Source organism: Corynebacterium sp. HMSC034B08 (assembly GCF_001835805.1).
Taxonomy (GTDB): domain Bacteria; phylum Actinomycetota; class Actinomycetes; order Mycobacteriales; family Mycobacteriaceae; genus Corynebacterium; species Corynebacterium coyleae.
This window is the reverse complement of the sequence record NZ_KV825976.1, coordinates 1-18,498: the sequence shown is the minus strand read 5'-3', so window position 1 is coordinate 18,498 and position 18,498 is coordinate 1. Positions and strand designations below refer to the sequence as shown.

Annotated in this window: 19 protein-coding genes; 5 read left to right on the top strand and 14 right to left on the bottom strand. The window is 62.5% G+C overall.

Annotated features, from left to right (window positions below):
* Positions 1-741: HNH endonuclease signature motif containing protein (locus tag HMPREF2656_RS12180; protein ID WP_083319546.1), on the top strand; the 741-nt coding region annotated here is incomplete at its 5' end.
* Here HMPREF2656_RS12180 and HMPREF2656_RS12175 read toward each other — a convergent pair.
* From HMPREF2656_RS12175 to HMPREF2656_RS12160, 4 genes are read right to left on the bottom strand one after another with little or no spacing between them, the layout of a single operon-like run.
* On the bottom strand, positions 738-2,474 hold the full coding sequence (locus HMPREF2656_RS12175; RefSeq protein WP_070816914.1) for an acetyl/propionyl/methylcrotonyl-CoA carboxylase subunit alpha: 1,737 nt from the start codon (positions 2,472-2,474) through the stop codon (positions 738-740). The genes HMPREF2656_RS12180 and HMPREF2656_RS12175 overlap by 4 nt on opposite strands.
* A 17-nt stretch (positions 2,475-2,491) precedes the next feature.
* Positions 2,492-4,039 carry a 5-oxoprolinase subunit B/C family protein gene (locus tag HMPREF2656_RS12170; protein WP_070816913.1) on the bottom strand — a complete coding sequence of 516 codons (1,548 nt, stop codon included), beginning with the start codon at positions 4,037-4,039 and terminating at the stop codon, positions 2,492-2,494.
* Entirely contained in the window at positions 4,036-4,791 is a 756-nt protein-coding gene (locus HMPREF2656_RS12165) for a LamB/YcsF family protein (protein WP_070421272.1), read from the bottom strand. The genes HMPREF2656_RS12170 and HMPREF2656_RS12165 overlap by 4 nt, the downstream gene beginning before the upstream one ends.
* A 55-nt stretch (positions 4,792-4,846) precedes the next feature.
* Positions 4,847-5,488: a GntR family transcriptional regulator gene (locus HMPREF2656_RS12160; protein ID WP_070421271.1), complete on the bottom strand. Its 642-nt coding sequence runs from the start codon at positions 5,486-5,488 to the stop codon at positions 4,847-4,849.
* Between the two features lie 156 nt (positions 5,489-5,644).
* Here HMPREF2656_RS12160 and ppk2 point away from each other — a divergent pair, with 156 nt between their 5' ends.
* The gene (ppk2, locus tag HMPREF2656_RS12155; RefSeq protein WP_070421270.1) at positions 5,645-6,496 is read left to right on the top strand and encodes a polyphosphate kinase 2; all 852 of its coding nucleotides are present in this window, start codon (positions 5,645-5,647) and stop codon (positions 6,494-6,496) included.
* On the opposite strand, the gene HMPREF2656_RS12150 is transcribed toward ppk2, so the two are convergent.
* The 7 genes from HMPREF2656_RS12150 to HMPREF2656_RS12120 form a co-directional block, all read right to left on the bottom strand.
* A complete protein-coding gene (locus HMPREF2656_RS12150; protein ID WP_070421269.1) occupies positions 6,497-7,258 on the bottom strand; it encodes an HtaA domain-containing protein in 762 nt (253 codons plus the stop codon).
* Positions 7,259-7,322: 64 nt separating this feature from the next.
* Positions 7,323-7,586: a hypothetical protein gene (locus HMPREF2656_RS12145; RefSeq protein ID WP_070482633.1), complete on the bottom strand. Its 264-nt coding sequence runs from the start codon at positions 7,584-7,586 to the stop codon at positions 7,323-7,325.
* Positions 7,587-7,591: 5 nt separating this feature from the next.
* Entirely contained in the window at positions 7,592-8,407 is an 816-nt protein-coding gene (locus HMPREF2656_RS12140) for an HtaA domain-containing protein (RefSeq protein ID WP_070816912.1), read from the bottom strand.
* Between the two features lie 92 nt (positions 8,408-8,499).
* Positions 8,500-9,303, bottom strand: a complete 804-nt coding sequence (locus tag HMPREF2656_RS12135; protein WP_070816911.1) for a heme ABC transporter ATP-binding protein — start codon at positions 9,301-9,303, stop codon at positions 8,500-8,502.
* Positions 9,300-10,343 carry a FecCD family ABC transporter permease gene (locus HMPREF2656_RS12130; protein WP_070816910.1) on the bottom strand — a complete coding sequence of 348 codons (1,044 nt, stop codon included), beginning with the start codon at positions 10,341-10,343 and terminating at the stop codon, positions 9,300-9,302. Before HMPREF2656_RS12130 ends, HMPREF2656_RS12135 begins: the two co-directional genes overlap by 4 nt.
* Positions 10,340-11,407, bottom strand: a complete 1,068-nt coding sequence (locus HMPREF2656_RS12125; protein ID WP_070482637.1) for a heme/hemin ABC transporter substrate-binding protein — start codon at positions 11,405-11,407, stop codon at positions 10,340-10,342. Before HMPREF2656_RS12125 ends, HMPREF2656_RS12130 begins: the two co-directional genes overlap by 4 nt.
* A 25-nt stretch (positions 11,408-11,432) precedes the next feature.
* Positions 11,433-13,208: an HtaA domain-containing protein gene (locus tag HMPREF2656_RS12120; RefSeq protein ID WP_070816909.1), complete on the bottom strand. Its 1,776-nt coding sequence runs from the start codon at positions 13,206-13,208 to the stop codon at positions 11,433-11,435.
* Positions 13,209-13,546: 338 nt separating this feature from the next.
* Here HMPREF2656_RS12120 and HMPREF2656_RS12115 point away from each other — a divergent pair, with 338 nt between their 5' ends.
* Together HMPREF2656_RS12115 and HMPREF2656_RS12110 are read left to right on the top strand one after the other, a co-directional pair.
* The gene (locus tag HMPREF2656_RS12115; RefSeq protein ID WP_070816908.1) at positions 13,547-14,755 is read left to right on the top strand and encodes an IS110 family RNA-guided transposase; all 1,209 of its coding nucleotides are present in this window, start codon (positions 13,547-13,549) and stop codon (positions 14,753-14,755) included.
* Between the two features lie 397 nt (positions 14,756-15,152).
* Positions 15,153-15,581, top strand: coding sequence for a hypothetical protein (locus HMPREF2656_RS12110; protein WP_070570903.1), 429 nt, complete (start codon positions 15,153-15,155; stop codon positions 15,579-15,581).
* 11 nt (positions 15,582-15,592) lie between these two features.
* Here the strand turns inward: HMPREF2656_RS12110 and HMPREF2656_RS12105 are convergent, their stop codons facing one another.
* The 3 genes from HMPREF2656_RS12105 to HMPREF2656_RS12095 form a co-directional block, all read right to left on the bottom strand.
* A complete protein-coding gene (locus HMPREF2656_RS12105; RefSeq protein ID WP_070816923.1) occupies positions 15,593-16,240 on the bottom strand; it encodes a biliverdin-producing heme oxygenase in 648 nt (215 codons plus the stop codon).
* A gap of 83 nt (positions 16,241-16,323) precedes the next feature.
* Positions 16,324-16,905, bottom strand: a complete 582-nt coding sequence (locus HMPREF2656_RS12100) for a DNA-3-methyladenine glycosylase (protein ID WP_070816922.1) — start codon at positions 16,903-16,905, stop codon at positions 16,324-16,326.
* A complete protein-coding gene (locus HMPREF2656_RS12095) occupies positions 16,902-17,684 on the bottom strand; it encodes an HAD family hydrolase (RefSeq protein WP_070816907.1) in 783 nt (260 codons plus the stop codon). Before HMPREF2656_RS12095 ends, HMPREF2656_RS12100 begins: the two co-directional genes overlap by 4 nt.
* Positions 17,685-17,724: 40 nt before the next feature.
* Between HMPREF2656_RS12095 and HMPREF2656_RS12090 the strand changes: the two genes are divergently transcribed.
* Positions 17,725-18,498: enoyl-CoA hydratase/isomerase family protein (locus HMPREF2656_RS12090; RefSeq protein WP_070816906.1), on the top strand; the 774-nt coding region annotated here is incomplete at its 3' end.

The window sequence follows — 18,498 nt, the reverse complement described above, 5'->3', positions numbered from 1 at the left end:
GAGGCAGCGGCACGCACGTTGGTGCCGGCGGATACGAAGCCTGCGGTGGATGCGGCGAAGTTTGGGCCGTCACGAAACGGCAAGCGCACCCTGCATTTAACCTATGACGAGCGTGAGATCTCCGATATGGAGCACGCCGGGCGGTTAGGCATTGACCCTGATCGTCCGGCTGCACCCCAGATTGCCGAGAACTTGATTGGGATCTTCTTCGGCGATGGCAAGGTCGCAACCGCAGCGCCACGTCCCACTGTGTTGGTGCCGCTGCCGGATTACCTGCGCATCCTGGACGGCTCGGGCGACGACGTCATCCTTGCTATGACCGATGGCACCACCATGACCGGTGCGGAGTTTCTCTCCGCCCAGTTCGGTGATGCGTTGGAAGTAGCTGCGTTTCATCCGCAGGCCGGTGCGGTGAATCTGTACCGCACGCAACGTTTGGCGAATCAGAAGCAGCGCGATTTGGCCAAGTTGGTCTCGCCGGTGTGTGCGTTTCCTGGCTGTCGTCACGGAGCAGACAACTGCGAGCTGCATCATGTGGAGGCCTGGCGGCATGGTGGGGAGACCAATATTGGCAACCTGGCGCCGCTATGCAGGTACCACAACCGGGTCAATGATGATGACCCGTGGCGTAAGAAACGCGGCCGGATCGTCATGGTGCGGGGTGCCCCAGTATGGATCTCACCCCGCGGCTACCCGGTGAAAAACACCAACCGCGGGGCAATGGACCAACTCTTCGGCTAGGAGATCGTCGCGATCGTGGCGTTCGCCTTGACTCGCTCACCCTGCTGAGCCGCCAGCGAGATCTGGCCGTCGCGGGTTGCCTTGATCTGGGATTCCATCTTCATGGCCTCGATCGTGGCAATTGGGTCGCCCTTGGCAACAACGTCGCCGTCAGCCACGAGCCACTCCACGATGGTGGCTTCGTACTTGGTGGTCACGGCGCCCGCGGCATCAGAAGCCGGAGTGGAAGCCTCGGCCGGGGCTGCGTTTCCTCCGCCGGTGCCGAGGAGGGCGACGGGGAAGCCGATGGTGTGGAGTTTGCCGTCGATTTCGACGACGACGTTGCGGCGTTCGTCGTAAATGTGCTCGATGTCCACGTTGTTGTGGCGCTGCGACGGCGAGTAGTTGTGGTCCACCCAGTCGGTGTAGACGTCCAGGGTGTCGCCGGTCAGTTCCGGGGCGACGACCATGTCGCGGTGGAACGGGATGACGGTGCGCACGCCTTCGATGGTGAACTCGGACAGGGACTGTGCGGCGCGGCGCAGGGCGGTGGCGCGGTCCGGGCCCCAGATGATGAGTTTGCCCATCAGTGAGTCGTAGTAGGGCGGGATCTGCCCGCCGGTGATTACGCCGGTGTCGACGCGTACGCCGGGGCCGGTGGGGGCGTCGAAACGCGTCACGGTGCCCGGCGACGGGGCGAAGCCGTTGGTGACGTCCTCCGCGTTGATGCGGAACTCGAAGGCGTGGCCGTTGATCTGCGGGTCCACCGAGTCGCCGTCGACGAAGGAGAGGGGAAGCCCGTCGGCGATGCGGAACTGCTCGGCGATGATGTCCACACCAGTGACGACCTCGGTGACAGGGTGTTCGACCTGGACGCGTGTGTTGACCTCCAAGAACGACACGGTGCCGTCCTCGGAGACGATGTATTCGACGGTGCCGGCCGACTGATAGTTGGCCTTGCGGATGATCTCGCGGGCGCCTTCTTCGATGGCTGTGCGCTGCTCATCGGTCAAAAACGGTGCGGGGGCTTCCTCGATGAGTTTTTGGAAGCGGCGCTGGGTGGAGCAGTCGCGGGTGCCGAGGACGGCGACGTTGCCGTGGGCGTCGGCAAGCACTTGCGCTTCGACGTGGCGTGGGTGGGTGAGGAACTTCTCTACGTAGCATTCGCCGCGGCCGAACGCTTCGCGTGCCTCACGTCCGGCGGAGGCGAAGCCTTCCTCGATGTCCGCCTCGTCGAAGACGACTTTCAGGCCGCGGCCGCCGCCACCGAATGCAGCCTTGATGGCGATGGGCATGCCGTGTTCTTCGGCGAAGTCGCGCGCTTCCTCCCACGTTTCCAGTGGTTCGCCGGTGCCGGGGGCGAGTGGCGCGTTGGCTTCGACGGCGAGGGCACGTGCGGAGAGTTTGTCGCCGAGCAGTTCGATGGCGTCGGGCGATGGGCCGATCCATGTGAGGCCGGCTTGTTCGACGGTGCGGGCGAAGTCGGCGTTTTCGGAGAGGAATCCGTATCCGGGGTGGAGGCAGTCGGCGCCGGCGCGGTGGGCGATTTCGATGAGCGCCGGGATGTTCATGTAGGTCTCGGCGGAGGTTTTGCCGGGGAGGAGGTAGGCCTCGTCGGCGACTTGGGTGTGGAGTGCTCCGGTGTCGGGTTCGGAGTAGACGGCGATGGAGCGGATGCCGAGGTCGCGTGCGGTGCGTGCGATGCGGACGGCGATTTCTCCGCGGTTGGCGATGAGTACTGCATTCAAAGTCATGTTCGGTCCTAGAAGTGTTAGAGGGGATAGCGTTCGAAGCGGAGTTTGGCGCCGGGTGGGAGTTGGGCGGCGATGTCGACGTCTTCGTTGATCACGGTTGCCATGACGGGGTATCCGCCGGTGACGGCGTGGTCGCGGAGGAACAGGACGGGTTGGCCAGAGGGTGGGATTTGGATGGAGCCTGCGACCATGCCTTCGCTGGGGAGTTCGCCTTCGCGTTCGCGTGTGAGGGGGACGTCGGATTCGAGTCGGAGGCCGACGCGGTTGGAGTCGGCGGTGACGGTGAATGTGGTGTTGAAGAAGCGTTCGACGGCGTCGTTGCTGAACCAGTCGTCGCGGGGGCCGAGGACGCAGCGTACGGTCCCGACGACGTCTGCTCCGTCGCGTTCGACACGCAGGGGGTTGGTGAGTAGTGAGTTGGCGGATTGTGGTTTGGCTAGGGACATGGCGATGGTGTCGCCGCTTTGGAGTGGTTTGGGTCCGAGGCCGGAGAGCATGTCGGTTGCGGCGGAGTTGAGTTCGGTGTCGGCGATGAGTCCGCCACGTACGGCGATGTAGGTGCGGAACCCGAGGCGCGCTTGCTTGACGACGACCTCCGCACCCGCCGGGACAATCGTCGGCGTTGCCAGCAGTACTGGCCTGCCGCCGACGGTGACGTCCGTGTCGGCACCGGTGACGCAGATGACGGTTTCGGTCAGTGCGGTCATGGTGAGCCCGCCGATGTTTTCGAGCAGGGTGGCGTTGCGTTTGTTGCCTACGGCTGCGTTGGCGGTGCGTGCGGAGGCGCGGTCGGCGGAGCCGGAGGTGGTCACGCCGAGGTTGCCGTTGCCTTGGCGGCCGAGGTCTTGGTAGAGGGTTTGGAGTCCGGCGTCGTCGAGTGTGAAGACGGGGCGGCGTGGTGGGGTGGCGAGGTGGTGGCGGGCGAGGGTGGTGTCGTCGTTAAGTGTGTCGACTGCTCTGTAGTGCACACGGTCGCCGGGGGCGACGAGGGCGGGCGGGGTGGCGGTGGAGTCCCACATTGGAGTGTTGGTGGTGCCGATGAGTTGCCAGCCGCCGGGGGAGGTGCGTGGATAGACGGCGGAGAATTCGCCTGCTAGTGCCACGGCGCCGGCGGGCACGGCGGTGCGTGGGGTGTCGCGGCGCGGGATGGTCAGTGCGCGGGTGGGGTCTTCGGGCACGCAGTAGGTGAAGCCGGGGGCGAATCCGCCGAAGGCTGCGACCCAGGTGGTGGAGGTGTGCCAGTCGATGAGTTCGTGGGTAGCCATGCCGAGCGATTCGGCCAGCGGGGCGAGGTCTTCGCCGTTGTAGAGCACGTCGATGGCGATGTCGCGTGGTTCGGTGTGTTCTGCGGCTGCGGGACTGTAGGTCTGCAGCGTGTCGATTGCCTTGGTGGTCGCGGTGGGCGAGTCGAAGGTAAGCAATACGGTGCGTGCGGCTGCAACGACGTCGGTTTGGTGGTCGAGCGGGCTTGCGGTGAGCGCGGCGTAGTAGTTCATCACTGTGGCCAGGTCGGGCAGATCGACGATGAGGCCGCGGGTGCCGACCCGTTTGATGCTGAGGGTCATAGGACGCTCGCGATCGTGATGTTTTCGTCGCGAAGCTTAGCGACGACACTGCGTGTCAGCTCGACCGAGCCTGGGGAGTCGCCGTGGACGCAGACGGATTCGGCCTGCACTTTGACTTCGGTGCCGTCGATGGCGGTGACGGAGCCGGTGGAGGCGACCTGGAGGACGCGTTCGGCGACGGCGGCTGGGTCGTGCAGGACGGCGTTGGGTTCGCGGCGCGATACCAGCGTGCCGTCGGGGTTGTAGCCGCGGTCGGCGAACGCTTCGCGGATGACGCGCATGCCGGCTTTTTCTGCGATGTCGACGGCCACGCCGCCTGGCAGCAGCATGACGGCCAGGTCGGGGCTGAACGCCTTGATGCCGTCGATGACGGCTTTGGCGTGGGCCTTGTGGTGGACGATGGTGTTGTACAGCGCGCCGTGCGGCTTGACGTAGCGCACGCGCATGCCGTGGACGCGGGCAAGCGCGTCGAGGGCGCCGATTTGGTAGAGGGTTTCGTCGGCGAGTTCGGCCGGGGTGTAGTCCATGAATCGGCGGCCGAAACCGACGGGGTCGTTGTAGGCCACGTGTGCGCCGAGTGTGACGTTATGTGCTGCGGCGTCTTTGAGCGTTCCGGCTATGGAGTGGGGGTCTCCAGCGTGGAAGCCGGTCGCAACGTTTGCGCTGGAGACCATCTGCAGCATCGCCGCATCGTCTGCGACCGGGTTGCCCGCAGTCGTTTCACCGAGGTCGGCGTTGAGGTCTATATGCATGACCCCAGTTATACCGCTGTTCGAGTGTGACCCCGAACATAAGGGGGGTGCGGGGCTAGATGAGCTGCCCGCTGTTGATCTTCTCGATCATCTCGATGATTTCGGTGCTCAGCTCAATCAGTTGGTGCTGGAGGTAGTCGGATGCGCCCTGGCGATCGTCGGCACGCAGCAGCTCCACGATGTGCTCATTAATGCCGATGAAACGGCGGTTGAAGGAGGGGTCCTTCTCCAGAATTGGGAGGGTGGCTAGGCGGAGGAAGGCGTCGAGCTGGTCCATGGTGTCGCCGAGGGTCTTTGAACCCATCGAGGACAGTACGACGTGGTGGAATGCCTGGTTCACAGCGATGAACAGGTCGTCGTCCTGTTCCTCAATTGCGGTGCGGCCTTCGGCGTTGAGCTCCTCGAGGCGGTCGACGTCCAGGTCGGTACCCCATAGCAGTGCAGCAGGTTCGATTGCTGCACGTGCGCGGAAGGTGTCGGTGATGAATTCCGCTGTTGGGGTCGCGAGGAACACACCGCGGTTGGGGATGCGCTCGACCAGGCCTTCAGCGGTCAACATTGCGAAGGCTTCGCGCAGCGTATTGCGAGATACCCCGAAGCGGTCAGCGAGGGCCACCTCGTTGAGCTTCTGTCCGGGGATAAACTCACCGCGCGAAATCGCTCTGCGAACTTCGGCGGAAACGTTATGTGCAAGCATGGCATCCGTTTAGGTCAGCGTTACCGGGACTTTTTGAGTGACCCGGTACGGTATTGAAAAGGTTTCGGGAGAAGTATAGCCCATAGATTGTTCAACAATGTCTTCCCTCGCGAGATAATTGTTGTGTCGTTTTTGTCTGTGAGTACGGTTATACCTATGAGCCAAGCTAAAAAGCCGCCGAAGTTGTCCCGTGATGCCTATGAGCAGGAGTTGCTGCGCCTCCAGGCTGAGTTGGTTGCGATGCAGCAGTGGGTCGTCGAAAACGGCGAGCGTGTTGTGATCATTATGGAGGGGCGTGACGCTGCGGGCAAGGGCTCCGCAATTAAGCGCATCACCCAGTACCTCAACCCGCGTCAGTGCCGTGTGGAGGCGCTGCCGAAGCCGACGGACCGCGAGGCGGGTCAGTGGTACTTCCAGCGCTATGTGGAGAAGCTGCCGACGGCAGGCGAGATCGTCATCTTTGACCGTTCCTGGTACAACCGTGCCGGCGTCGAGCGCGTGATGGGCTTTGCCACCTCTGAGGAGTACCGCCGCTTCCTGCACCAGGTGCCGATCTTTGAGCGCCTGCTGGTTGAGGACGGCATCATGCTGCGCAAGTACTGGTTCTCCGTTTCGGATGAGGAGCAGTACAAGCGTTTCCAGTCCCGTCGTGAGGATCCGTTGCGTCAGTGGAAGCTTTCGCCGATGGATCTGGAGTCCATTACGAAGTGGGAGGAGTACTCCCGCGCGAAGGACGAGATGTTTGTCCACACCGATATTCCGGCGGCGCCGTGGTACACGGTGGAGAGCGAGGACAAGAAGCGGTCTCGCATCAATGTCATTTCGCACTTGCTGTCGACGATTCCGTATGAGCATATTGAGCCTGACCTCCCAGAGATTCCCGAGCGTCCGGCGATCACGGACTATGAGCGTCCGCCTCGCGACGAGTTCCGCTACGTGCCCGATGTCGCCGCCAAGTTGGAGAAGCGCAAAGTGGGCAAGGGCAGCAAGAAGAAAAAGAGAAAGTAGTTACCGGGGCAGCCACTGCGCAAGGAGCGCCCGGACCGGGGTAAGGGTTGATGCGTAGGCGAGACCGCCAAGTACGGCGAGCACGCCCACGGCGATGCCCGCGATCGCCCCAGGGCTGAGAGCAGTCGCCCCGAATGTCACGTTGAGATCCACTTCAGAGTCTTTTAGCAACGTGCCCTTCGGGTAGTGCCTGAGGGACTTCTCCATGCCGGTATCCGACACCGTTGTCCGGTTGTGCTCTGTCACTCGTTTCGGCGGGGTGATCTCGCTGCCGAGTGTGAAGGTGACCAGCGGCTCGTCGTCCCCCTTGGCGCCGACTGGCTTGTACGTCTTGTTCGCGACCCCGGCGAGGAGGTAATCGCCGTACAAAGTGGCGTTTTTTCCCTCCACCTTCAGCTTGAGGTCCGAGTATTTTACATCTACGGCCCAGCCGTCGTAGCCACCCGCATTCTTGTATCCCTGTACCTGCGCTGAGCCGTCGAGCGCGAATGTCCACGTCTTTCCGGTCCGCGTCGCGGAGGTGACCGGGAAGGAGAATTCAAGCGCTTCCTGGTTCCACGTCGCGCCCCCGCCTGTGAGCACGCGACCTTGACCTTTAATGACGGCCTGATTCAGAAAACCGGTGGAAATGGGCCACACAAATTCGCCGCCAACCTCGGCGGGCTCAGCAGAGGAGCTTTCGGCGGCGGCAGGAATTGCCAGCGCAGTGGCGAATATAAGCGCGGAGAACCCCGCCGCAGCGGCGTTTCGGGAGATGAGCATTGAGGCGAATCCTTTTCGAATCAAATGAGGGCCCCGCCGGACGACGGGGCTCTTGAGGCAGTGTTTAACGCACCAGTTGGGGCAGTTGTGGAGGCTTGATGCCGAGGATTGACGCGGCCCCCTGTATGAGGGCGCTGAGCGCGAACCCTAAACCGGTGAAAGCCATCGCCAGTGCGATTGCCCGCGTGGCTTGCGTAGCCGGCGAGCCGTCGTCTGTCGAGGAAATCTCCGTGAAAGTGTCTTCCTCCGCAGTTTGGCCTTCGGCGACGGCGGGGGAGCAAAGCAATAGCGCCACCGCCACCGCGGTGGACAATCGCGCCTTGCACATGGACGCTACTTGCCCATGAACTGGTTAATCAGCTTCTGGACCGAAGGCTGAGTCGCCGCAAAGCCCAGGCCGCCCAGCACTGCGATAACCGCCATGACAATGCCGACGATTGCGCCGGTGCTCGAGCCGTCCTCATCGGTCGGCTTCGGGTCAGTCGGCTTCGGGTCGGTCGGCTTCGGCTCCTTCTTCGGGGCCTTGAATGCGAGGTTGACGGCGACTTTCGAGTCATCCAATGGCTTGCCGACTTCGTAGCTCGAGCCGAAGATGTCGACGCCGAACTCGGTCAGCTTGGTCGGGATGAACGTCGCAGACAACTTGTGGTCCTTGCCGGGCTTCAGCGCATCTGTGACCTCGAACTCTGCGATCGGCTTGTCGTCTCCGGTGGCGGTGGTGGGCTCAGAGCCCGGCATTGCGCCCTTGCGCACGTAATCCGCCTGCAGGACGCCCTTCGTGCCGTTGACCACAATCTTGAAGTCGGACATCTTGATGTCCATAGCGCCGTGGTGGCCCTCGATCGAAATGGCGCCGTCGAGGTCAATGGTGCCGTTGCCGTTGGCATCGAGGGCGGAGTCGGCGGCATTGACCGGAAGTGCGAAGTCAGCAAGCTTGCCGTCGCGAAGCACCTTCTCCGCGCCTTCCGTGGTTGTGATGGTGCTGGCGACGAACGGGGATTGCACGTAGCGCAGGAACGATTCCTTGATGTTCCAGTGCGCATTTCCCGACTCGATGGTTGGCGCATCCGCGAAGGCAGCGGGGGTGGCGAATGCAGTCGAGATCATGGCCGTGGCGGTGATGGCCGCGAGGGTGGTGGTGCGGGACATTGATGAAGCCTTTCGGTGAGTTGGTGTGGTGGATGTAACATCGCACCGATGGGATAGGGTAGGCTAACCTTAGCAAGGTATCCCTAACTTTTTCAAGGGGTGGGGGGAGCTGGGGCTGGACACCAGAGTCCGGAGACGGGTTCACCCGCCTCGTCGGGGGCCACTAGGATCCGCCCACTGCTTCGCAACACGGTGATGGGCCAGTCGTAGACGGAGCTGAGAATCGCGTCGTTGTACACTTCGTCAACGGTGCCTGCCGCTGTAATCTCGCCCGCCTTAAGGCACACGACGCGGTCGCAATATCGCGCCGCGAGCTGTAGGTCGTGCAACACGACGATGACTGTCACACCGCGACGCGCAAGCGCGCGAACGGCTCCCATCGTTTGTTCTTGGAAGTGAACGTCCATGGCTGCCGTTGGTTCGTCGAGAAGCACGACCTGCGTTTGCTGCGTGAGCACCCGCGCGAAGGCTGCGCGGGCTCGCTCTCCGCCGGACAGCGTCACAATCTCGCGGTCCTGTAGGTGGGTGATCCCCGTCGCGTCGAGCGCCGCATCCACGATCGCTGCATCGTCCGGCCCACGGCCCCAGGGGTGGCGGCCCATTTCGACGACATCGCGCACGAGGAAGGAAAACGCCACGCTGACGTCTTGGAGCATGACAGCGCGCGTGCGCGCGAGTTCGGAGGCTGTGCTTTCCGACGCATCCTTGCCCGCCACCTCGACCACTCCGTGCGCGAGATGAATGTCACCCGCCAAGGCCGACAGCAGGGTCGACTTTCCGGCTCCGTTGGGTCCGATAAGCCCGGTGACCTGGCCGGCGGTTGCGTGCAGGTCGACTTGGTTAAGAATAGTGCGGTTTTGCTTCTGCACAGTGACGCCACGTGCGGTAACACTCATATCTGGTGGTTCTTTCGTATCATTTGCCGCAACAGCAAGAAGAATGTTGGCCCACCGATCAGCGCGGTAAATATGCCAATCGGTAGGTCTGCAAAGGGGATGATTGTGCGGGCGAGAATGTCGCCGGCACCGATCAAAAGTGCCCCACCGAGAGCTGAAGCGGGGAGCAGCACCTTATTGGAAGGGCCTACCGCAGTGCGCACGATGTGCGGCACCACAAGACCCACAAACCCGATCAGTCCCGCAAACGAGACAGCGGCAGCGGTGAGCAGCGTCGACAGCACGATCGCCGCCATTCGCAGGCGTGTGACATTGAGCCCGACGTGGTAGGCGGCCTGGTCGCCGAGTGCGAGAAGGTCGAACTTGCTGCCTAACAGCATCGCCAGCGTCAGTGACACGATGACCACGCCTGTCACTGCGCCCGTTTGCGCCCAGTTCGCGCCCGAGAGAGTGCCCATCTGCCAAAAGATGATTTGCTCTCGCGCGGTCGTGGGGGCCATAAAAGTGAGCACTGAAATAATGGCACCGCAGATAGCGTTGGCCGCGATACCCACCAAGATCAGGTTGAGCACGCGAACCTTGCCGCCGACTCGTGAGAGGAAGTACACCACCGCGGTTGCAAGGGTCCCAGATATAAAGGCAAGGACGGGCACCGTCATCGTGCCGAAAGTGGTGAGCCCGAAGACGAGCGCGACGGCGGCCCCGACGCCCGCGCCGGTGCTCACGCCGATCACGCTCGGCTCCGCGAGCGGGTTGGCGAAGACTGCCTGCATGAGCGCCCCGCTGACGCCCAGCGCGGCACCGACGAACAGACCGAGCACCAGGCGGGGGAGTCGGATCTGCCAGATCACGGACGCTTCCAGAGAGGTTGCAGACAGCGGGCCGGCCTGGAGAATCGGCCACAGCTCACGGACCGAAAGCTCGAACTGTCCAACCATGATCGAGCCGATGGCTGTCGCCACCAGCAGCACACTGACGGTCGTGAACAGCGCCACACGGCTGCGGCGGCGGGCGTGAAACACCTCGGCGGAAGATGTCACTGCCCCTCCCCGTACAGGGCGTGGGCTGCGCGCAGCAGAAGTTCCCCGGTTTGGGGGCCGAACGCAAGCGAGTCGCCGTCGGGAAGTGAAAGCACGCGCTTGTGCTGGCCGGCGGTCGTCTGTGCGACACCGGGTCGTTGAAGCAGGCCCTCGATATCGCCGGTGGATTGCAGCCCGCCGTTCATCATGACGAACACCTCCGGATTGACCTGGGCGAGCGCTTCGGGGCTGGCGGGGGAAGCGTTGCCGATGCCGTTTTCAGTGTTCACGTCGACGCCGCCGAGCGCCTCGATGAGGTCCTTGGTGCCGTCTTCGCCGCCGAGCAGGTAGAACACGCCGCCGGTCCCGCGCGCGTACAGGAATGACATGCGCAGCGGCTGTTTCGGGACGACCTGTTTGATCGCTTCGAGAGCTTGCTGCACCTCTTTTTCACTTCGTTCCGCGAGGAGTTTGCCCGCTTCTGGCTCCCCGACGACGGAGGCCACGTTCATGATGTCCTCTCCCATTGATGCCATGGTCCGTTTCGGCTCCATGACGACGGTGGTCACGCCCGCCGCGCGGATTTGGTCGATGGCCTCGCTCGGACCGACGGAGTGATCCACGATGACCAACGTCGGGCGCAAGTTCAGTATTGCCTCCACGTTTAGTGAGTGACCGTTTTCGGTGACCACGGGAAGGTCAGAAAGCGAGGGTTCCGCGGAGCTGACCGTGCGACCGACAATGTTGTCCGCCAACCCGATACCGCGGAGCGTCTTTGTGTAGGTGCCGTAGAGGTCGAGCGCGAGGATGCGGGAGGTGTCGGTAACCGTGACGTCGTGGCCGTCGGCGTCAGTGAGTTCGACGGGCAGCGCAGTTTCGCGCTCCGCTTCGACGGGTTCTACCTCGGAAATCTCCGATACCATCGCGACGCCCTCAGCCTGGTGCGGGTCGGCTCCGGTTGCGAGCGACTGCGAAAGCGCCTTTTGTTCGGTTTGCACGGGGTTGTCCCAGCTGGCGCAACCTCCAAGCGACAGACCCACGGCCGCCGCGACCGCGCAGACGAGGGGTGTTTTCCAAAGCTTCATTGAGAGTTTCCTTTTCTATCCGGTTTTATCCGGTCGCAATAAACCTGGTCAGCGCGCCACCGGCGCCGAGCAGCGAGGCCACCAGAAGCAGGAGTTTGGCCACCGTTGAGTCGTCCCAGCCTCCGCTGCCGGCGCCGTCGCCTGCCGCGGAGTTTTTGATCTGGAACTTTCCGCCTTCGGGCTGTTTGGCGGATTCCACGGCATCTGTACCTTCTACCTCGTCGAACACGCTGCCTTTTGCGTTTTCGGGGGTCGTCCCTGAGTTCAGCTTCGCTTGGGCTCCTGCCGTGCCGCCGCGCTTCAGCGCCGCAGCGTCACCTGCGGTTCCGCCTTTGCCTGTCGACGACTCCGAGGAGGCCCCACCCTGCCCCTCGCGGCAGTTCGCCGTGTTGCCGAGGCGAGCGCTGAAACTCACTGGGTCGAGTGGGGCCCCAGCGGGGTAGAACTGGCCGAACGCCTCCGCGCCGACTTGGGTGAGCGTCGCCTGCGCGGAGCCGGACACCGCGGAATCGGAAACGCTCAGCTCGCTGAAGGATAAGTTGGCGATCGCGATGCGGCCGAAATCATTCGCCTTGCCATCAGTGCTATTCGACGAAACATTGATGACGATTTGGCCCGAATCGCCACTGAACTGGATCTCCATATTGGAAAAGCGGGTGTCTAACACCCCTTCGTGGCCGGTGAAGTGGATGGTGCCGGGGTAGAGGATGGAACCGGAGCGTGCGGCAGTGTCCACCGCGCCGGAATTGCCGGAGAACGTGAACGCGTTGCCGTCGTCGCCGACGCCTTTGAGTTCCCAGCGTCCTTTCGCGATGTTGCCGCGGATGTACGTGCGGAAAGATTGGCGAATGCCCCACTGGGCCTCGGAACTGACAATCCCGCGAGACGCGCTCGAGTCACAGATCCCGCTGTCGCTGGCGCCACCCGCAGGTGCCGCACCAGTGGGTTTTGCTGCATTACCGGTGTTCGTGCCGCCACTCACCTTCGGCGCGCCGGCTGGTGTCGCGGGGACGGAGCCAGGGTTGACGTTCGCTGGACTGTTCGTTGCGTTGGAGGTTCCTCCCGTTCGGGGGGCATTGGACGTGGGGGCGCCGCTGTTGGCCGCTGGTGCAGGGCTCGTGCCTTCCTGCGTCGGAAGTACCCGGCGATGCAGTGACTCACCGCTGCGCAGCAGTGTCTCAGTGTTGGCGAACATCGCGTTGAGTTCTTCCAGGGTGTCGTTGATCTCGCCGAGGAGGCGGGCCGGGCCGGAGGTGGCGCCCGATCTCTTTGCGCCGGAGGTGCCGCCGCCCTCTTTGGGCTGTGGGGCGGGGCCGGAGGCGTCGTTAAGCGATAGCTCAATTGTGACCGGGTCGAGTGGAGCGCCCACCTCGTAGAAGCCACCGAAGATCTCCGCACCGGTTGTGGTGAGGGAGGTGGGGCCTGCGATGGTCGTTGTTTGTGCGGAGAAATCCGGGGCGGCGTTGAGCGCGATGGTGGCGAGCAGCTCTTGGGTGCCTTCGCGCACCGGGCCGGTCGAGTTCATGCCCTCGTACTTCCGTGAAGCGTAATCCACCCGCAGTTCGGCTTGAGCGCCATTGACCACCACTGTGGGGTTGCGCAGCGTCATATCAAGCGCGCCGTTGTGCCCGGTGAAATGGACCTCACCCTGGAAGCTGATTTCGCCGGCCGAGGCTGAAGTCAGTGCCGAGGATTTGGCGTCGAACGTGAAACCGTCGCCTGAGCGCTGTGCGCCGCCACCGACCGAAATGCTGCCGTGGGCTATGGGACCTTCGATGTATTTTCTGAACGATTCGCGCACATTACGTTGTTAGCAGTTCCACCCCAGGGCACCGAAGATTCATAGGCCGTCCACCCGATTGGGCGGGTTATGTTTACTTCCGTTCCCTCCGTTCGCAAGAACAGTGGAACTAGTCGCTGGCTTCGGTATGGCTTATTCCTGTCCCTGTCTGAAAATGATCCGGGGGGTGATGTCGCCGAAGACAGTGACATACTCAAACTGCTAATAGGAACTTGACCCAGCCCAGGTGGTATGAGGTCTCACAGTAATGTGGATGCCAGTGCAAGTATGTCCGACCAACCCCAGCGATGAAGCATAAATAATCCAACTTCTCATTCATCGCTAGGAGGCACACACCCATGGCCTATGACTTCGTCATTGGCGTGGACGTCGGCAAATACTTCCACCACGCCTGCGTCCTCGATCCGCAGGGCAGTCAAGTCCTGTCCGAACGCATCAACCAGCATGAAGGCTCGCTACGCAAGCTCTTCGGCAAATTTCTCGCCGATGACGCTTCGGTTCTTGTCATTGTCGATCAACCCAACAACATCGGCCGGTTAACCGTCGCAGTCGCCCAAGACATGGGGGCCGACGTTCGCTATCTACCGGGGCTTGCGATGCGGCAGCTCTCTCGCATCCACGTCGGCAACTCCAAGACCGATGTGCGCGACGCCTACGTCATTGCCCATGCCGGTCTTAAACTTCCGGATGCCTTGCGCAGCGTCGACCGCGTTGAGGAAGTCTTTATCCAGCTGAAAGTGCTCAACGGTATTGACGAAGATCTCGCCCGGGCCTACACACGCCTGATTAACCAGATGCGATCCGCGCTCGTGGGAACCTATCCTGCATTCGAACATGTTCTGCGCGGACAGGTGATTCATCGCAAGTGGATCCTCCACCTACTTGCCAAATACGGTGGCCCCACCAAGATTCGACGCGTCGGTAGAGCACGTCTGGCAGCCTTTGCGCGCAGTCACAGGGCGCGCAATCCTGAGCCTGTCATCGATGCCATGCTTGCTGCCATCCACGGGCAGACCGTGTCCATTGCCGGGGCAGAATACGCCGAACTTGGCGTAGCAATGTCCGCCAAAGATGCATTGGCCAAACTCGAGCATCGTAAAGAAATCGAGGCGCAGGTACTCAAGCTCATCCAGGACATTCCTCACACCGAGATTCTTTTATCCATGCCCGGCATCGGTCCGCGTAGCGCCGCGCAGATCCTCATGACCGTTGGCGATATGTCCGACTTCCCCGATGCAGCGCACCTAGCGTCCTATGCAGGCCTATCACCGCGGACGAATCAGTCGGGAACGTCCATCATGTCGAATTCGCCCAACCGGGCTGGCAACAAAAAATTAAAGAACGCCCTATGGCAATCGTCTTTTGCATCGATCAGATTCCACGAGCGTTCCCGACAATTCTATGAACGAAAACGCAAAGAAGGCAAAAGACACAACGCCGCAGTTGTCGCACTCGCACGCCGACGCCTAAACGTTCTCTTCGCCATGATGCGTAGCGGCGAGCTCTACCGAGACATCTCCACAGTCCAAGAGGTCACAGCAGCTTAGAACCAACAGCTCCCATCCAAGCCGATTGAGCAGCAAGCCCAATCGGCTCCTCGAGATGCCCGAAAACAACATTCACACGGCGAAGCAGAAGCCCTTCATACCCCCAACAACCTCACCCACGGAGTTGACAACCTATATAGGAACACCCCCCATTGCATGGTTCCCGCTGAGACACTGCGGTGTGTGCTGGCAGACTCTTCGGCCGCCGCGAGAGGAAGAAGCGCAGGCGCGGCGCCGAACATGGTGGCGGTAAAGCCGATCAGACTCGCGCAAGCGACTGCGCCGAGGTGGGTGCGAACATTCATGGTTGCCTCGAGGTGCGAAATAGCAAAAAGTAGGTAGGCTAACCTTACCTAAGTAAGGTTAGGTTTGCATAATGTTGAAAGGGGTTGTCGTGATGGCGCAACAGACGGGACCTGCTACCAAACTCATTCGACCTGTCGGTGTGCGATTGCCGCGCACATATGAAGGCGGCGCTGTGCACTTCGTCACCTGGGAGCGCGCCCTGATCGCCTTGATCACAGGTGTGATCGCGTTTGGGGCGGGTACCGGAAGCATCTGGGTGGCGTTCCCTGCGAGCGTGGCGTTGGTGGCTGCGGTTCTCGGGCTTTCGTCACTGCCCTCGCATAAGGGCCGCGATGCCGGTGCTCGACTGGGCAAACGCGCGGGGATCGTCCTCGCGGTGGCTTGGGGGTTGATTGTTTGCTTGGCAGTGCTAGTGCTGTTTCTGGTGCCTGCGCAGTTCACGCTCACCGGCGGAGTGCTCACTGCGTTCGTGGCGGCTGGGGCGATCTGGGGTGCGATCGCTTACGTTGACAGGCGTTAAGGAGCCTCGGCCTAGCCGGCGTGGGTCGAAAGGTCCTGGAACACTGCCTGGTTCAGGGCGAAAACGTGCTGGGCGGTGGAGATGATTCGTGCGCGCTCTTCGTCGTTAAGCTGCATCGCGTCGAGCGTCTCCTTGTAGTGCGCGCGGTAGTGTGGGATCTTGCCTACCGCGGAGAAGTTGTAGAAGTGCAATGCCTCGTCGGGCAGCGCGTACGCATTCTGGAACACGCGTGCGAGCACCTGTCCGCCGGCAATGTCGCCGAGGTAGCGCACGTAGTGGTGGGCGATGACTTCCGGGCCGGAGTCCGGGGTGAGCGCCTCGAGTTCGGCAACGTAGCGCCTCGTGGCATCGAGTGGGGCGGTGGTTTCCTTCCAGCCGGCGCCGAGCATGGCGGTGAGATCGGCTTCGAGGGCGGGCACGCGCTCGAGGCGCTCGTCGGCGATCTGCGCCACCGCGGGGTGGGAAGCGGCGCGGCGCACCGCATCTTCGAGTGCCGAATAGATGTGGAAGTACTGCACTGTCAGCTCTGCTACGGCCGCCCGGTCCAGCTCGCCTTTTCCAAGCCTCGACATGAAGGGGGAATTCTCGGCGCTGGAGTGCGCAGTGGCGGTCTGGTCTTTGAGTGCGGCCGACAGTCGCTGGTCAGTGGGGGCGGCCATGGTCATCTGCTTCTCCAATCTAGGAATGAAGGGTAGGTTACCCTTAGTTACAGATTGAGGATATAGGTAAGCCTAACCTTCAATCAATCACCCAAAAGGTTGATCCGCTTCGGGCGCCCGCGTGGTGTGGATACGGTCTTGTCGCCGGGGATCCAGAACCGCCACGGGGCGTCTTTGTTTTTGGAGATCCCGATGCGGGGTCCTGCGACCCACTCCGGCTCCTGCGTGCGCGGGGTGATCTCCACCGGGGTGCCGTTGTCGCCTAACCCCAGTCCGAGAGCTTGGCCGAGGTTGCCTGGTCCGCGTGCGAGGTTTTCAAACGGGATTATGGCACGGTCGGGGCGTTGGCGTCGCTGGCGGGCGAGTGCTTCGCCGGTGATGATTTCGCCGCCGCGCATGAGGCAGCCTTGGCCGATGCCTTCGGGCGCGCAGACGATGTTGCTGTTGTGGTGGATGCCGTAGGAGAGGTAGACGTACAGCCTGCCGGGTGGGCCGAACATGGCGGCGTTGCGGGCGGTTTTGCCGTTGTGGGTGTGGGCGGCGGGGTCGTCGTCGCCGAGGTATGCCTCGACTTCGGTCAGGCGCACAGTCACCCCGTTGTGGGTGATGAGGCACCCTAGCAACTGCGGTGCGACGACGTCGGCGGGTTGGGTGAAGTCGATCATTGCAGCCATTGCGCAAGCTTATCGACGACCGCCTCGTCCCCATTTGACCCAATCACCTCGTCCGCGATCGCTTTGAGGTCGGGGTGTGCGTTTTCCATGGCGACGGCGTAGCCGGCGGCGCGAAGCATGCCGTAGTCGTTGAGGAAGTCGCCGAATGCTGCGGTCTGTGCAAGGGGGATGTCCAGCGTGTCGGCGAGCGCTTCGAGTGCCTGTCCTTTGTCGGCGTCTGGGTGCATGATGTCTAGCCAGTGTTTGCCGCTGACTACAGCGCGCAGCTCGGGGGCGTGTTTGCGGACCCAGGGCAGGGCGTCGCGTTCGGCGTCGGTTTCGACGTAGAGGGCGATTTTGATCACGGGGGTGGGGTGGTCGCCGAGCGCCGCCAGTGTTGTGCGGGAGGCGTAGTACTTGTCTACCTCGGCGTCGATGGCCGGTGGCAGCGGGAGGGTGGTGGCCACTTCTGGTGCACAGATGACGGTGTGGGCGGGAAATGGTGCGTCGGGAAGCGCTGCGATGAGGTTGCGGGCAGCATCCAGGGGCAGGTCGGTGGTGGAGACGACCTCGCCGCCGTGCCACACCACCGCGCCGTTTTCGGCGATGAACGTCTCGCATGCGGGGAACATGCGTTGCAGTGTTGCCAGTTGGCGGCCGGAGGCGGGGGTGAGGGTGACGGACTGGGCGGTGGCGTCGTCGTCAAGCTGCCAAAAGCGCTTGGGCACCTGGCCTTGCGGGGTGAGGAGGGTGCCGTCCATGTCGAGTGCGATCAGTCGTGACGTCTGCATTGCCCACACCATACCGGTGTGATGTGGAACACTGGGCGGCATGACTGAGTTTGTGAAGACCGAAGTACGCGGCACGACCGGGGTGATCACCCTCGACCGCCCCAAGGCCCTGAATTCTCTGAACCCGGAGATGGCGCGCGCCATCGACGAAACGCTGAAGCGCTGGCGTGACGACGACACCGTCGCCCAAGTTGTCATCCAGTCCTCGGCCAAGCACTTTTGCTCTGGTGGCGACGTCCGTGCCGCACGTGAAGGTGTCCTCGAGGGACGTCTGGAAGAGGTCGATGCGTTTTTTGCCGACGAGTACGCCATGAACTTAGACATTGCGAACTACCCCAAGCCGTACATCGCGCTGTGCAGCGGCGTGATCATGGGTGGCGGCATGGGGGTGTCGGCGCACGGTTCGCACATGGTGGTCACCGAGGATGCGTTTGCGTCCATGCCGGAGATGAACATTGGCTACGTCACGGACGTGGGCATGTCGTGGTTGCTGCAGAACCTGCCGAAGCACCCGTCGCAGGCGCTCGGCGCGTTTTTGGCGCTGACGGGCTACCGCTTGAGCCCGGACGACATGCTGGCTACCGGCCTGGCGACGCACAAGGTTGCCTCGCTCGAGGGAGTGCTTGACGGGATCGTGGAGCATGGGCCCGGCTACCTCGACGAGATTGCGCTGGAGCAGGGTGAATCGCAGCTCGAGGCACTGTACGAGGACATCGAGGCCACCTTCACCGGCTCCTGGGCAGAGATCCGCGAGAGCCTTGACGGCGAGACCGGCGAGTTCGGCGAGTTCGGCGAGAAGGTGCAGGAATTGACC

What these genes read in the sequence shown, in the direction of transcription:
- HMPREF2656_RS12175 (WP_070816914.1), bottom strand. Translation starts at nt 2,474, where the DNA reads ATGACTTTGAATGCAGTACTCATCGCCAACCGCGGAGAAATCGCCGTC.
- HMPREF2656_RS12170 (WP_070816913.1), bottom strand. Translation starts at nt 4,039, where the DNA reads ATGACCCTCAGCATCAAACGGGTCGGCACCCGCGGCCTCATCGTCGAT.
- HMPREF2656_RS12165 (WP_070421272.1), bottom strand. Translation starts at nt 4,791, where the DNA reads ATGCATATAGACCTCAACGCCGACCTCGGTGAAACGACTGCGGGCAAC.
- HMPREF2656_RS12160 (WP_070421271.1), bottom strand. Translation starts at nt 5,488, where the DNA reads ATGCTTGCACATAACGTTTCCGCCGAAGTTCGCAGAGCGATTTCGCGC.
- ppk2 (WP_070421270.1), top strand. Translation starts at nt 5,645, where the DNA reads ATGAGCCAAGCTAAAAAGCCGCCGAAGTTGTCCCGTGATGCCTATGAG.
- HMPREF2656_RS12150 (WP_070421269.1), bottom strand. Translation starts at nt 7,258, where the DNA reads ATGCTCATCTCCCGAAACGCCGCTGCGGCGGGGTTCTCCGCGCTTATA.
- HMPREF2656_RS12145 (WP_070482633.1), bottom strand. Translation starts at nt 7,586, where the DNA reads ATGTGCAAGGCGCGATTGTCCACCGCGGTGGCGGTGGCGCTATTGCTT.
- HMPREF2656_RS12140 (WP_070816912.1), bottom strand. Translation starts at nt 8,407, where the DNA reads ATGTCCCGCACCACCACCCTCGCGGCCATCACCGCCACGGCCATGATC.
- HMPREF2656_RS12135 (WP_070816911.1), bottom strand. Translation starts at nt 9,303, where the DNA reads ATGAGTGTTACCGCACGTGGCGTCACTGTGCAGAAGCAAAACCGCACT.
- HMPREF2656_RS12125 (WP_070482637.1), bottom strand. Translation starts at nt 11,407, where the DNA reads ATGAAGCTTTGGAAAACACCCCTCGTCTGCGCGGTCGCGGCGGCCGTG.
- HMPREF2656_RS12115 (WP_070816908.1), top strand. Translation starts at nt 13,547, where the DNA reads ATGGCCTATGACTTCGTCATTGGCGTGGACGTCGGCAAATACTTCCAC.
- HMPREF2656_RS12110 (WP_070570903.1), top strand. Translation starts at nt 15,153, where the DNA reads ATGGCGCAACAGACGGGACCTGCTACCAAACTCATTCGACCTGTCGGT.
- HMPREF2656_RS12105 (WP_070816923.1), bottom strand. Translation starts at nt 16,240, where the DNA reads ATGGCCGCCCCCACTGACCAGCGACTGTCGGCCGCACTCAAAGACCAG.
- HMPREF2656_RS12100 (WP_070816922.1), bottom strand. Translation starts at nt 16,905, where the DNA reads ATGATCGACTTCACCCAACCCGCCGACGTCGTCGCACCGCAGTTGCTA.
- HMPREF2656_RS12095 (WP_070816907.1), bottom strand. Translation starts at nt 17,684, where the DNA reads ATGCAGACGTCACGACTGATCGCACTCGACATGGACGGCACCCTCCTC.